A 13,439-nucleotide genomic window follows, 5' to 3' on the forward strand; every position below is an offset into this window, starting at 1 on the left:
CGTTCCTGATTTCCTGAAATTCCTTTCGTCAATCACCCGGCAATCCGCTTAATCTCGGCGCCCAGGGCGGAAAGCTTCTTTTCGATCTGCTCATATCCCCGGTCAATATGATAAACGCGCGAAAGCACGGTCTTTCCTTCCGCGGCCAGGCCGGCGAGGATCAGCGACGCCGAGGCGCGCAGATCGGTTGCCATCACCGGCGCCCCGTGCAGCTGCGGAATTCCCCGCACAATCGCGCTGTTGCCTTCGATAACGATGTCCGCGCCCAGCCGGATCATCTCGCTCACATGCATAAACCGGTTCTCGAAAACTGTTTCGGTGATGACGCTCAGACCGCTGGCGATCGTCATCATCGCCATGATCTGCGCCTGCAAATCCGTCGGAAAGCCGGGGTGAGGCATGGTCTTTACGTCCACGCTCTTCACCTCCTTTTTGCCTTTCACCCGGAGGCAGCCCCCCTCAATTTTTATCTCCATTCCTGTTTCGAGCAGCTTGGCCGTCAGTGCTTCGAGATCACGGGGCTCGCAATCGAGAATCCGGATATCTCCGTTGGTCATTCCGGCCGCGATAATAAAGGTGCCTGCCTCGATCCGGTCCGGGATCACCCACGCCTCTACCGGGTGGAGCGCTTTCACTCCTTCGATCGTTATGACGTCACTACCCGCCCCGCGGATTCTCGCCCCCATCCCACTCAGCACCCCGGCTAAATTGACAATCTCCGGCTCGCGCGCCGCATTTTTCAGCACAGTTGTCCCCTCGGCCAGTGTCGCCGCCATCATGATGTTTTCCGTGCCCGTCACCGTGGGGGTATCAAAATAGATCGTCGCCCCTTTCAGGCGCGAAGCCTTCGCCTCGATGTACCCATCCTTTAGCTCCACCTCCGCGCCCATTTCCTTGAGCGCCTTTACATGGAGATTTACGGGTCTGGCGCCAATCGCGCAGCCACCCGGCAGAGAAACCCGCGCCTCCCCCCTTCTCGCCACAAGGGGACCAAGCACCAGAACCGAGGCCCGCATCTTCCGGACAAGATCATAGGAGGCCTCGCAACTGGTAATTTCTCCGGCGCTTATCATTAAAGTTTCCCCGCCTTCGCTTTTTACCCCTAAGCTCGCCAGCAGAGTACGGATCGTCTTGATATCCTCCAGATCGGGAATGTTGTGAAAGGTATTCCAGCCATCGACGAGGAGCGCCGATGCCAGCACCGGCAGGGCGGCATTCTTCGCCCCGCTGATCCGCACCTCACCCTGCAGCCTCCGCCCGCCGATAATCTCTATTTTATCCATTACTATTCCCCCGCCCCGGCAATTGACTCTTAATATTCTACAGCCTTATACCCTATCTCTTGCTTGCCGACAAGACGCGATCCATCCCCCCGTAGTCGCTGCGGCAAAAGATGTCCGCATAGCTGCCCTCTTCCCTTAACAAGGAGCTAACCGCGTCTTGCTGCTCCTCGCCGATTTCCATGAAAATACGACCGCCCCGCTTCAAGTGGCGTGGCCCTGCCGCGATAATTTTCCGGTACAGCGTCAATCCGTCTTGGCCGGCAAGCAGCGCCTCACGGGGCTCAAAATCGCGGATTCCCACCGGCAGTAACGCGTATTGTTCGGTAGTTATATAGGGAGGATTGGAACAGATGACATCAAAATTGCCGGGAATGTCCGGGAAAACATCCGCCTGCAGAAAATCAATCCTCCCGGCCACGCCGTGGTAAAGGGCGTTGCCGCCGGCAACGGCCAGCGCTTCTTGAGAAATGTCTGTCGCCACAATCCGGGTTTCCGGAAGTTTGCTGGCCAGCACAATCGCAATTATGCCGCTTCCCGTTCCGATATCGCATACCCGCAGATTTTTTCCGGGGGAACAGTAAAAACGCAAAACCTCTTCGATCAGGCATTCCGTTTCCGGCCGCGGAATCAACACGGCGGGAGTCACCGTAAAGCGGAGGCCCCAAAACTCCTTCTGCCCGATTATGTAGGAGACCGGCTCGCCCTTCTTCCGTCTTTCGAGAAACCCCGTGAAAGCAGCTCCCTGTTGCTCCGTTATTGCGCGCTCTGGATATGCCAAAAGCTGGGCGCGGTCGATCTTCAGCAGGTGCATCAGCAGCAGATCGGCGTCAAGACGGGGGGAAGCGCTGCCGCAGATCGCGAGCTCGGAAGCAGCGCCGGCAAGGAGCGTTTTAATGTTCATGACTTCCCGCAAACTATGTACAGGTTAAGGAAATTTCTTTAAGGGGCCGCCTTGTTCAGGGCATCCGTCCGAAAATGGGTAGTCAGCGCATCGAGCATAAATTGGATATCGCCGTTAAGAAAACCTTCGAGGTTGTAGGAGGTCATCCCAATCCTGTGGTCGGTCACCCTGCCCTGGGGGTAATTGTAGGTTCGGATCCGTTCGCTGCGATCCCCGCTTCCCACCTGGCTTCTGCGCGTTTCCGAGATTTCGGCGTCATGTTCCCGGACGGCGATATCGAGAAGCCGGGAGCGAAGGACGTTCATCGCCTTGTGTTTGTTCTTGAGCTGCGATTTTTCATCCTGGCAGGTGACGATCATCCCCGTCGGCAGGTGGGTAATGCGGACCGCCGAATCCGTGGTGTTAACGCTCTGACCGCCATGACCGCTGGAGTGATAGACGTCTATTCGCAAATCGTTCGGGTCGATGTTCAGCTCAACCTCATCCGCCTCCGGGAGAATGGCCACAGTGACCGCGGAGGTATGGATCCGCCCCTGCGCCTCCGTCACCGGCACTCTCTGGACGCGGTGCACGCCGCCCTCATATTTAAGCCGACTGTATGCGCCCTGCCCGGCAATCAGGGCAATGATCTCCTTGAAGCCTCCCATGCCGCCGGAGGGCGTGCTGCCGATGATTTCCACCTTCCAGCCGGAGGCTTCCGCGTAACGGGCGTACATCCGGAAGAGATCCTCGACGAAGAGTCCCGCCTCGTCCCCGCCGGTGCCGGCGCGAATCTCCAGAAAGACATTTTTTTCGTCGTTGGGGTCGCGGGGCAGCAGGAGAAAATTCAGCTTTTCCTGCAGGGTTTCCACCGATTCTTTCAACCGGGGGAGCTCTTCTCTGGCAATCTCCTTCAATTCTTCGTCGTTTCCCTGCAGGAGCGCCTGATCCTCCTGCAGCAGGGAAACGGCTTTTTCATATTTGCGAAAGGTCTCGACAAGCGGCAGGATATTGGAATGCTCTTTGGCGTACTTCTGATACTGGCCGGTATTGCCGAGAACAGCAGGGTCACTGAGCAACTGCTCCAGCTCCCGGTATCGGGCTTCTATTTCCTTAAGTCTTGAAAACATCACGATCCACTATTAAAATTAACGGGCCTGCTGCCGCATGAACCCAGTCAGTTCCAGACACAAACAGCCGGCGACTGTCACCGGCTGTTCGTGTCTGGAACGTTATTTGGCAAAGGCAGCAGCCCACTGTTAAAACCCTCCGTTCCGGCGACGGCCGGAGTGGGGGGAAATCCGTTGGGAAGGTGGCGCCTGTACCGATAAAGGGTTACGCCTTTTTCTCTAATCCCGCATACTTGCGGTTGAACCTCTCCACCCGTCCCGCCGTATCGACAATCTTCTGCTTTCCGGTCATGAAGGGATGGCACTGGGAACAGACTTCCACCTTGATATCCTGTCTGGTTGACCTTGTCGCGATAACATTTCCGCAAACACAGCTTATCGTTGTGTCCTTATATTCGGGATGAATTCCCTGTTTCATGTCTGTATGTCTCCTTTTAATTAATCTTCGGCTTCCGGCTTTTTCAGCCTTCAGCGCTCAGTAAAAACCATGCAAAAAATACTCGTTCCCCTTCTCCGCAGCCTCACCCTTGCCAAGCGGGCAACTGGGGATTATAGTCATTTAAAATTGAATTTCAAGCACTATTTATTCGCCCCCCGGCAAAGCCGCATCCTAACTGCTTTGGGGCCCCCGGAACTTGCAAAAAACCGCTTACGAATTCATCGAATCGAGGAATAATTTATTGTTGTCCGTCTTGCGAATCTTGTTGATGATGAATTCCATGGCATCCACCGGATTCATCTCCTGGAGCAGCCTCCGCAATATCCATACCCGGTTGAGATTGGCCTTCGGGATGAGCAGCTCTTCCTTCCTCGTTCCGGAGCGAATCAGATCGAAAGCGGGGAAAACCCGGCGATCGGCGATGCGGCGGTCAAGGTGCAGTTCCATGTTCCCGGTCCCCTTAAACTCCTCGAAGATGACCTCGTCCATCCGGCTGCCGGTATCAATCAGCGCGGTGGAAATGATTGTCAGACTGCCGCCGTTTTCTATGTTGCGGGCCGCTCCAAAGAAGCGCTTCGGCTTATGCAGGGCGTTGGAATCCACCCCGCCGGAAAGCACCTTCCCGGAAGGGGGGACAACCGTATTGTAGGCGCGAGCCAGACGGGTAATGCTGTCTAAAAGGATGACGACATCCTTTTTGTGCTCCACGAGCCGTTTCGCCTTTTCTATAACCATCTCCGCAACCTGTACATGGCGGGTAGCCGGCTCGTCGAAGGTGGAGGAGATCACTTCCCCCGCCACGCTGCGCTGCATATCCGTTACCTCTTCGGGCCGTTCATCGATCAAAAGCACCATCAGCACAACCTCCTTGTGGTTGGCGGTGATGCTGTGGGCGATGTCCTGCAGAAGAACCGTTTTACCGGCGCGGGGCGGAGAGACGATCAGACCGCGCTGCCCTTTGCCGATCGGCGTGAAGAGATCCATGATGCGCGTGGAGTAATTCTCCGGATCGTGTTCGAGATTCAGCTTTTCATCCGGGTACAGCGGCGTCAGGTTGTCAAAGAGAATTTTGTCGCGCGCCGCTTCCGGGCTCTCAAAATTGACGTCATCAACCTTCAGCAGCGCGAAGTACTTTTCGCCTTCTTTCGGCGGCCTTACCTCGCCGGAGACCGTATCACCCGTTCGCAGACTGAATCGTCTGATCTGCGAGGGCGAAACGTAGATGTCGTCCGGGCTGGGCAGGTAGTTGTAATCTACGGCCCGTAAAAAGCCAAACCCGTCCGGCAGTATCTCCAGAACGCCGGAGCCCGAAATAACGCCGTTCTTTTCGGCCTGCGTCTGCAGGATAGCGAAAATCAGGTCCTGCCTTCTCATGCCGCTGGCGCCGGGAACATCCAGCTCCTTGGCCATTTTTGTCAATTCACTGATAGGTTGTCTTTTAATATCTTCGATGTGCATTTTTTTTGCCTGTATAGTTGGTTATTAACGAGATGCCGAATGGCATCCACCCCGTGCGGAAAAGCGAAGCTTAATGTTTATAAAGCGCTTTCGATCTCTTTTCGGTTCTTTCCATCAAAATAACTTAGATTTTATAGAAAACGATTTATATAAGAAGTGCACCGAAATATTACGAATCCCTGTTTGATAGTTTGATAAATGGAATTTATTTTAAGGGAGGAGCAACGCTTGCTTCTCTGATTTTGTGATAGGCTATACCGAAACATTCCCGACTGTCAAGCATTTTTTATTGCAGCGTTCAATTAATCATAATGAGGCTGAGCTGCCGGCCTTCGTCTTTTCCCTGGGCGGTGCGATGAGAAAAAAACAACTCCCGCCGGCAGGCTGTGCACATGTCGGCAGCCAGGATATTATTTTCGGAAATGCCCGCTTCCCGGAGCTGAATGCGATTGGCCAGAGAAATATCAAACATCCAGCGTTCCTTTCCCTCGCACTTGTGAAAAAACATATCCGCTTTCGTCCTGTCGGCAAACGCGTCAAAGACCGGGGCATCCACCTCGTAACAGCAGGAACCGATTGCCGGCCCGATAAGGACGGTAATATCCTCTCTGCGGGAGGAAAAATGCCGGCAGAATACGCCAATCATTTTCGCCGCTATGCCGAGCGCCGTTCCCCTCCAACCGGCATGGGCCGCCCCCGCTACCCGGAGACGGCGGTCCAAAAAGAGCAGCGGAACGCAATCGGCTGTTTTTATGCACAGGGCAATCCCCGGGCGGGCGGTGACAAACCCGTCACACTCCGGCATGGATAGCGGCAGTGATTCATTGATGCCTATCTCGACTATTCGGTCACCGTGAATCTGCCTTGCCATGACCAGCCCGTTTTCGGGTATTGCCAACGCCCGTTTGATAAGGCCCAGATTCTCACTGACGTTCTCTTGTTTGTCGCCGACCAGCTCGCCTACATTGAGGCTGGAAAATTCCCCGCTGCTGACGCCATCATGCCGGGTGCAGAAGGCATGGGTTACAAATTCAAGCCCGGAAAGTTCTTCGGCTTCCAAATACTCGACCTGACCCTTCTTCACTAAACGAAACATTCTCCCTCTTCCGCTGCCGTCATATAATTAGAGGTAATTGCAAAACTCCCCATTCTTGTCATTCCCGCAACGATTCTGAGCGGGAAAACGAAGTTTAATGTTCATAATCTGGTTCTAACAGCTTGAAAAACCATATTCGTCCCCGAATGCTGTTATCGGGGATAGAGACATTATGAACATTAAGCTTCGCTTTCGGGAATGACAAATGGTTTTGCAATTGCCTCATTATTCTAAACAATTGCAGCTTGCGATAATGCGGTTTTTTCTGTCTGTTTTCTGAGGAAGACGCAAAGCTCCTCCATATCTTCCGGCAGCGGGGAGAAAAACTCCATCTTTGCTCCGATCGCCGGATGGCAAAACGAGAGGCGCCAGGCATGGAGCGCCTGACGGGGAAATATTTTCAGCAACCGGCGGACGGCCGCATCCTTGACGGCGTTGCTCCTCCCCGGCTTGCCATATACAGGGTCCCCGACGACCGGATAGCCGAGATCGGCAAGATGCACCCGGATCTGGTGGGTACGGCCGGTTTCGATATCGACCTCCAAAAGGGCGGCCGCCCCGTAACGTTCGCGAACCCGCCAGATGGTAATGGCGGAACGGCCCCGCTTGCTTTTGGTGGACATTTTTTTACGGTCCGACGGGTGCCGCCCGACCGCCGCTTCAATTCTTCCCGTTTCGGCATGCGGCAGACCGTAAACAACCGCCTGATAGGTTTTTTTTACCTCGTGGCGCTTGAACTGGCTGGCCAGTCCCAGATGGGCTTCATCCGATTTTGCCGCCACAATCAACCCGGAGGTGTCTTTGTCGAGGCGATGCACAATACCCGGGCGAAGCACCCCGCCGATCCCGGAAAGATCATGGCAATGGAAAAGCAGGGCGTTTACGAGGGTGCCTCCGTAATGACCGGCCGCCGGATGGACAACCATGCCCGCGGGTTTGTCAATCACGATCAGCGACGCGTCTTCGTAAACCACGACCAGAGGAATATCCTCCGGCAGGGCCGCTAAATAAGGTTTGGCTTCGGGAAAGTCGATCACAACCTCGGACCCGGCCTTCAGCTTCTGACCGGCACGGCAAGGGCGGCCCCCCACAAGCGCCTTTCCCTCGGCGATCAGCTTCGCAATTCTGGTGCGCGTTACCCCCGGCTCCCGGCTGACAAGCAGCAGATCGAGGCGAACCCCCTCCTCTTCCGGCAACACAAGAAAGCGGGCTCGTCCTGGTTTTTCACCGGCAAGCAAAGCTTCATGTTCATGAAATTCGTGCATAACTTGTTTACTTAGAATGGTTTATTTGTAACTACTCAGGTTGCTTAGACTGTAGTCTGTTATGACTGCGCAAAGAACGAATCAATGACCCCAACACCTTTTCAGCCTATAAAAGTTTTGAATCATAGCCGATAAAACTGTTTTATGAACATTAAGCTGCGCTTTCATCCGTCTTTGTGACGGTGCGCCGTCAGGGATGTTTCATCGGCTGCTTCCCTGATAAAGCATCCAGAACCTCCCGCAGCGCCTCACGAATCTCGTTGAAATCCTCCTCCCACAGGGTTCGGGGATCCAGCAGCACCTGATCGTCGGCGACACGGACAATCACCGGCGGATCGCACTGCCGAAGCCCCCGTTCAATCTCGGCTGCCGAACCGAAGTCTGATCTGATACCGACCAGCGCCGTCTCTATTCCCTGAGTCGGCAGAGATCCCCCTCCCGCCATAGAAAATCCATTTACAAGCTTGACTTCCACTCCCTCGGATAAATGCCGCCGGAGCAGGGAGCGCAGTTTTTTCGCCCGCTTTTCGACAGAAGCCAGGGATTCGGTCAGGGCATGCAGAACCGGGATGTCGGCAATGGCCCCGGCGGGTCGGAGGTATTGGACCAGCGTTCCCTCCAGGGCGGCAAGGGTCAGCTTGTCTATCCTGAGAGCGCGATTAAGGGGATTTTTCGCAATCTTCTCCAGGAATTTCCTCTTTCCCAGAATGATACCCGCCTGTGGACCGCCAAGGAGCTTGTCGCCGCTGAAGGTCACCACATCCACACCGGCATCAAGGCTGTCGCGCACCGTCGGCTCCCGTTTTAAACCGTAATGGTCCAATTCACTGAAACAGCCGCTTCCCAAATCCTCCACGACGGGAATGCCATGCTTTTTCCCCATTTCCACGAGCTGGCCGCGCTCTGCCTCCTCGGTAAAGCCGACGATCAGAAAGTTGCTGGTGTGAACCTTCAAGAGCAGCCCCGTATCCGGGCAGACGGCCCTTTCGTAATCGGCAATTCGGGTGCGGTTCGTCGTTCCCACCTCCACGAGACGGGCGCCGCTTTTTTCCATAACATCGGGAATGCGGAACTCGCCACCGATTTCGATCAGCTCACCACGAGAAACAATCGCCTCCCGGTTCATGGCAAGGCTGTTCAAAACCAGCATCACCGCGGCGGCATTGTTGTTGACAACAAGGGCATCCTCCGCCCCGCAGAGCGCGCACAAAAGCCCCTTGACATTGTCATAGCGGATGCCCCGCTCACCCTTTTCAAGGTTGTATTCAAGGTTGGAGTAGCCGGAGGCGACCTCGATAACCCGCTCCATCGCCTCCCGGCAGAGGGGCGCCCGGCCGAGATTCGTGTGCAGAATAACCCCCGTCGCGTTGATCACCCGGCGCAGACGGAAGGCGCGATATCCCGCGATCATCTTCAGCGCCTGATCCGCCGCCTCACCCGGGGTCGGCAGCGGGCGCAACTCGCCCCTTTGTCGGATAATTCGCTCCCGAAGTTCCTCAACAACCGTCCGGCAGGCATCCTTGAGCAGCTCCCGGGAAAACCCCGCGGCCTCTTCCTGTTTTTCGACTCTGAGGAGCAAATCGTCTATTTTGGGAAGATTGCGCAGCAACTCCTGTGTTCGTTCATCCATCTTCACACCTCGCCTTCATGGCAATTGTTACAGTCAACGCATGTTAACCTGTCCCCGGCAATAGTCCCTGAAATTATTGACGGAGATAAAGAACTCCCGCATCAGGACAACCCAGAAGTACCTTCCCCGCTTAGTCAGGAGAAGCTCCGGGTTTTTCCAGGAAAAGGCGCCCGCCAGGTAAAAGGCGGCTATATCCGGCCAGAGCAGACGAAACGCCGTACCGTACTTCTTTTTCAGCTCCGCGATATTCAGCCTGGTTCCAAACAGCTTCATCAGAAAATCATACCTGACCCTCTCTTTTTGCGAAAAAACGCGGGAAACCAGCAGCGGCGACGCCCCTTTTTCCATCCTTCCGATATATTCCCTGATATCGAAGGTGTTGGCGTAGGAAACGCCGCCCAGATAGCCGATGGCGCCGCTGCCGAGCCCGGCGTACTCGTCGTAATCAACGATATACTCGTCAATCATCGCCTTTCCCCGCGAGAAACACCATGCCGAAGAAAAGCGATATGTCGGCACAAGCCGTCCGGCAATCTGATGGTAAAACCGCCGTTCCTGACCGTAATCGACCACGCCCAGACTGCCTTCAACCTTCCTGCGCGTTGAAGCCGATACCATCAAGGGGTACCAGGTCGTTTGATCCACCCCAAGCGCAAGGAGAATGTCCAGGTCCCGATCCAGCATCTGGGCGGTTTGCGTCGGAAAATTGAAGATCATGTCGGCGTTGAGCGTCTCGAATATTCCCAGCGTGTTGCGAATCCGCTCCTGCACCTCGGCGCTGCTTCCGTAATCATGCCGCTCCATCCGCTTGAGCAGACCATCGTCAAAACTCTGAATGCCGACGGAAAGCCGGTTCACACCGGCCAAGCGCAGGGCGCTCAGGCGTTCCTTGGTCAGGTGGTTGGGATTGGTTTCCACCGAGATCTCGCGAATCCCGAATGTCTGTCTGGCAAAATCAATGGTCCTGGTCAGCTCGTCGATCAGGACTGTCGGCGTGCCTCCCCCCACGTACAGGGAACCGAATTGGTAGCCCATATCGCGATAACTGACTATTTCCTTGCGCAGCGCCTGGAAATAGTCGCGGCAAAGCGCCTCCTGAAAGACAACCCGATGAAAGGAACAGTAGGGACAAAGCCGCTCGCAAAACGGAATATGCATGTAGAGCATCCGGGGCAGTTGATCCGCCGGCGGCGGAATATGGGGCGTCTCGCCTCCCTCAAAGCGCAGCGACCGGGAAAATTCCCGCCGGGCCTGCGCTGCAATAATGGAATCTATCAATTTCCAGCTCCCTTATAATTTTTTACGGCAGGCGCCTGTCCCGCCTTTCCCTTTTGCCACATGAACAATCGTAAGCGGCGATAAAGTATCTGGAAACTAACAGAGCTTTGCGGATTCTGCAAGAAGCTAATTTGAAATTTTCTTGAAATGCCGTAGGCGTGGTGCTATAGGCGTTCCTTAAAATCAAGCGCCCGGGCTCTGTAACCCCCGATAGTTACCTGCGGACCTGGGCGGAAAAGGACACGTCAATGACGGTGCAGAGAGTCCTTACCCTCTGGGACGAAGGACAGATAATTGAGGACGACACCCGTATCTTGAGGGCGCCTTCGCTGGAGGCGCCGCTTCCCTTCACTGCGGAAGTCAACGAGGCGATCCGCGCGCTCTGGGACACCTTTCTTGACCGCGATGATTCGGTGGGGCTGGCCGCTCCGCAGATAGGGATAAACCTCCGGATCATCGCCGTCCGGACCAGAAACTTCGACGTCAAGGAACGCGAGCAGCGCCGGCTGGATTCCGAAATCCTTGTCAACCCAAGGATCACCCAGACCAGGGGGGAACTGGTCGCGCTGGAGGAAGGCTGCCTTTCCTGTCCGGGAGTCAATATCGAAGTCAGCCGTTTCCCGGAAATAAAGGTCCGCGCTTTTGACGACGAAAAGGGCAAAAAGCTCAACAAGCGCTACCTCGACTTCGCGGCTCGCGTCGTCCAGCATGAAATAGACCACCTCGACGGCAAACTCATCGTCGATTACGAAGGCCCCGTTTACGCATCCAAAAAATATCACAACTTTCTGCAGACCTACTTCGATAATTGCTGAAGGCACTGTTTTCATATGAATATTTAACGTTGCCTTAGATAACGATTTTCCCGGGGAGCATCAACGGAAATAACCCATGAAAACTTTTTTTGCCGGATACCTCGAAAAATCTGTTGATATATTGATCATGCTCGCGATCGTGGGCATCTCCATGGCCGTTGGCTATTTTCTCCGCAGGCAGGTGCTCGGCAGGCTTTCCCGGTGGGCGAAAAGGAACGATTCCCCGGCGGGCGACATCATCTTTTCAGCCATCAAATCCCCATTTATCGTGCTGAGCTTGATGATGGGAACCTACCTCGCGCTCGAATTTTCGGACCTGTCAAAAAAACTGGTCGATAAAGCGGAGAAGGGGCTCTCCATCCTCGCGATCATCGCCGTCGCCATGGCAGCGGCGAATATCCTCAGCGGCTACATCAGGATGCGCGCCGCCAAAATCGACTCGCGCCTTCCGGTGACAAGTCTCACCGAAAACATTATCCGGATCACCTTTTACAGCGTCGCGGCCCTGATCATCCTGAACCAGCTCGGCATTTCGATTGCCCCGATCCTGACCACCCTCGGCGTCGGAGGCCTGGCAGTTGCGCTCGCCCTTCAGAACACCCTCTCCAATTTTTTCGCGGGATTCAACATTATTGTCGCCAAACAGATAAAGGTAGGAGACTTTATAAAGCTCGACTCAGCAGATAGCGGTTACATTGAAGATATCGGGTGGAGATCGACAAAGATAAGGACCTTACAGGGAAATTACGTCATTATCCCGAACGCGAAATTGGCGGAAATGATCGTGACCAATTACAATCTGCCGGAGAATGATCTGGCGGTCATTGTTCAATTGGGGGTGCATTACAACAGCAACCTGGAGCAGGTGGAAAAAGTCGTCCGGGAGGTGGCAACGGCCGTGATGAAGGATGCGCCAGGCGGGGTTCCCGCTTTTGAACCGCTGGTCAGGTATCACACGTTTGACGCCTCAAGTATTAATTTTTCCGTTATCATGAGGGCGCGGACCTTCGTCGACCAATACGCGATAACACATGAATTCATTAAAAGAATACACCTCCGTTTCGCCCAGGAAAAAATCGTGATCCCTTTTCCGATCGTCGCGTTGAACACCGAACAAGAGGGCGGTGCTTCCTGCTCATAAACGGGGAGGAACAATCCCTGCCCAGGGTCTGCGACAAAAATGTGGGTATCATATACTTGCAGAAACTTATCCCCCCTTTGGAAAAGAGGGGCAGGGGGGATTCATAATAAAAGCAAGGGGATATTTATTCTCCAGCAAATCTCCCCCAACCCCTCTTTGCTAAAGAGGGGTGAAAAACTGCTCTACCCATAAATTTGTCGCACACCCCCCTGCCCAAAAGGGCTTGACAAAAAAACAGGGGAAGCAGATACATTCAGACATCGCTTAGGGACGTTTGCAAAACGCCCCGTTTGTCATTGCGGGCCCCCAAACTCCCGCGTATAGAGACCGTGCCCACGGCTTCCTAAATTTGAGGTCGGCGACGGGAGAGCGAATAAATTCTATCCTTAAATATATTAGTGAGGTGAAGACATGACCCAGGAGCAAGATGCCCGTTCAGCGGCCGTGGAGCTCGGAATCGGCCGGAAGCTGCATAACCTTCGTGAAAGGAACCGCCTTACCCTCGACGATCTCGCCGCCAAAACCGGCCTCGCGCGGGAACTGCTTGCCGATATCGAAAAGGGTGAATTCGTTCCGCCGGTAGCAACGCTCTTGAACGTCGCCCGCTCCCTCGGCGTGGAAATGGCCCATTTTTTCAAGGACGACGAACCGGAGCTGAAAATCTCGCTTACCCGCCAGGCGGACCGAATCCCCATCCGGCAGCGGCCCCACCACCGGGAAGGCGAGGTGGATTACATCTATGAAGCGCTCGAAACCCGCAAGCAGGATAAACACATGGAGCCACTCCTCGTGTCTTTCCAGCCTCTTTCAACCTCGGAAGTGGTTTTTACCAGCCACGACGGGGAGGAGTTCACGTATCTGCTGGAAGGACGTCTTGAATTCAGAACCAACGAACGGGTGGAGATACTGGAACCGGGCGACACCCTGTACTTTGAGTCGGCGCAAAACCACGCCTTCCGGTCGCTCGACGGCAAGCAGGCACGGGCACTGGTCGTTGTGTGGAACCGCAGTTAGATTTAGGGAG

The 13,439-nt window shown here is 54.8% G+C and carries 12 protein-coding genes; 3 read left to right on the plus strand and 9 right to left on the minus strand.

The genetic code is table 11. From position 1 onward, the window contains the following. Positions 1-32: 32 nt before the first annotated feature. The 9 genes from murA to M0P74_05050 all read right to left on the minus strand — a co-directional run bounded on the left by murA (position 33) and on the right by M0P74_05050 (position 10,459). Complete coding sequence (gene murA / locus M0P74_05010; GenBank protein MCK9362940.1) at positions 33-1,283, minus strand: UDP-N-acetylglucosamine 1-carboxyvinyltransferase; 1,251 nt, start codon at positions 1,281-1,283, stop codon at positions 33-35. Between the two features lie 52 nt (positions 1,284-1,335). Further along, positions 1,336-2,184: a peptide chain release factor N(5)-glutamine methyltransferase gene (gene prmC / locus M0P74_05015; protein MCK9362941.1), complete on the minus strand. Its 849-nt coding sequence runs from the start codon at positions 2,182-2,184 to the stop codon at positions 1,336-1,338. A 38-nt stretch (positions 2,185-2,222) separates the two neighbouring features. Continuing rightward, positions 2,223-3,293, minus strand: coding sequence for a peptide chain release factor 1 (prfA, locus tag M0P74_05020; protein MCK9362942.1), 1,071 nt, complete (start codon positions 3,291-3,293; stop codon positions 2,223-2,225). 205 nt (positions 3,294-3,498) lie between these two features. Further along, positions 3,499-3,711 (minus strand): 50S ribosomal protein L31, encoded by a 213-nt coding sequence (gene rpmE, locus M0P74_05025; GenBank protein MCK9362943.1) that lies wholly within the window; start codon positions 3,709-3,711, stop codon positions 3,499-3,501. A 231-nt stretch (positions 3,712-3,942) separates the two neighbouring features. Beyond that, on the minus strand, positions 3,943-5,190 hold the full coding sequence (rho, locus tag M0P74_05030; GenBank protein ID MCK9362944.1) for a transcription termination factor Rho: 1,248 nt from the start codon (positions 5,188-5,190) through the stop codon (positions 3,943-3,945). A gap of 298 nt (positions 5,191-5,488) precedes the next feature. Continuing rightward, a complete protein-coding gene (pgeF, locus tag M0P74_05035; GenBank protein MCK9362945.1) occupies positions 5,489-6,286 on the minus strand; it encodes a peptidoglycan editing factor PgeF in 798 nt (265 codons plus the stop codon). 230 nt (positions 6,287-6,516) lie between these two features. Continuing rightward, the gene (locus M0P74_05040) at positions 6,517-7,551 is read right to left on the minus strand and encodes an RluA family pseudouridine synthase (GenBank protein ID MCK9362946.1); all 1,035 of its coding nucleotides are present in this window, start codon (positions 7,549-7,551) and stop codon (positions 6,517-6,519) included. 190 nt (positions 7,552-7,741) lie between these two features. Then, entirely contained in the window at positions 7,742-9,181 is a 1,440-nt protein-coding gene (gene selA, locus M0P74_05045) for an L-seryl-tRNA(Sec) selenium transferase (GenBank protein MCK9362947.1), read from the minus strand. Positions 9,182-9,214: 33 nt separating this feature from the next. Next, complete coding sequence (locus M0P74_05050; GenBank protein ID MCK9362948.1) at positions 9,215-10,459, minus strand: coproporphyrinogen III oxidase family protein; 1,245 nt, start codon at positions 10,457-10,459, stop codon at positions 9,215-9,217. A gap of 248 nt (positions 10,460-10,707) precedes the next feature. Between M0P74_05050 and def the strand changes: the two genes are divergently transcribed. The 3 genes from def (at position 10,708) to M0P74_05065 (ending at position 13,429) form a co-directional block, all read left to right on the plus strand. Next, positions 10,708-11,274: a peptide deformylase gene (gene def, locus M0P74_05055; protein MCK9362949.1), complete on the plus strand. Its 567-nt coding sequence runs from the start codon at positions 10,708-10,710 to the stop codon at positions 11,272-11,274. Positions 11,275-11,350: 76 nt separating this feature from the next. Continuing rightward, positions 11,351-12,415, plus strand: coding sequence for a mechanosensitive ion channel family protein (locus M0P74_05060; protein MCK9362950.1), 1,065 nt, complete (start codon positions 11,351-11,353; stop codon positions 12,413-12,415). A 411-nt stretch (positions 12,416-12,826) separates the two neighbouring features. Beyond that, positions 12,827-13,429: an XRE family transcriptional regulator gene (locus M0P74_05065; protein ID MCK9362951.1), complete on the plus strand. Its 603-nt coding sequence runs from the start codon at positions 12,827-12,829 to the stop codon at positions 13,427-13,429. Positions 13,430-13,439 lie beyond the last annotated feature (10 nt).

The sequence above is a fragment of the Syntrophales bacterium genome, from assembly GCA_023229765.1.
Taxonomy (GTDB): Bacteria; Desulfobacterota; Syntrophia; order Syntrophales; family UBA5619; genus DYTH01.

Excerpts from the sequence above, each read along its gene's own strand:
- murA (MCK9362940.1), bottom strand. The coding sequence starts at position 1,283 with ATGGATAAAATAGAGATTATCGGCGGGCGGAGGCTGCAGGGTGAGGTG.
- prmC (MCK9362941.1), bottom strand. The coding sequence starts at position 2,184 with ATGAACATTAAAACGCTCCTTGCCGGCGCTGCTTCCGAGCTCGCGATC.
- prfA (MCK9362942.1), bottom strand. The coding sequence starts at position 3,293 with ATGTTTTCAAGACTTAAGGAAATAGAAGCCCGATACCGGGAGCTGGAG.
- rpmE (MCK9362943.1), bottom strand. The coding sequence starts at position 3,711 with ATGAAACAGGGAATTCATCCCGAATATAAGGACACAACGATAAGCTGT.
- rho (MCK9362944.1), bottom strand. The coding sequence starts at position 5,190 with ATGCACATCGAAGATATTAAAAGACAACCTATCAGTGAATTGACAAAA.
- pgeF (MCK9362945.1), bottom strand. The coding sequence starts at position 6,286 with ATGTTTCGTTTAGTGAAGAAGGGTCAGGTCGAGTATTTGGAAGCCGAA.
- M0P74_05040 (MCK9362946.1), bottom strand. The coding sequence starts at position 7,551 with ATGCACGAATTTCATGAACATGAAGCTTTGCTTGCCGGTGAAAAACCA.
- selA (MCK9362947.1), bottom strand. The coding sequence starts at position 9,181 with ATGGATGAACGAACACAGGAGTTGCTGCGCAATCTTCCCAAAATAGAC.
- def (MCK9362949.1), top strand. The coding sequence starts at position 10,708 with ATGACGGTGCAGAGAGTCCTTACCCTCTGGGACGAAGGACAGATAATT.
- M0P74_05060 (MCK9362950.1), top strand. The coding sequence starts at position 11,351 with ATGAAAACTTTTTTTGCCGGATACCTCGAAAAATCTGTTGATATATTG.
- M0P74_05065 (MCK9362951.1), top strand. The coding sequence starts at position 12,827 with ATGACCCAGGAGCAAGATGCCCGTTCAGCGGCCGTGGAGCTCGGAATC.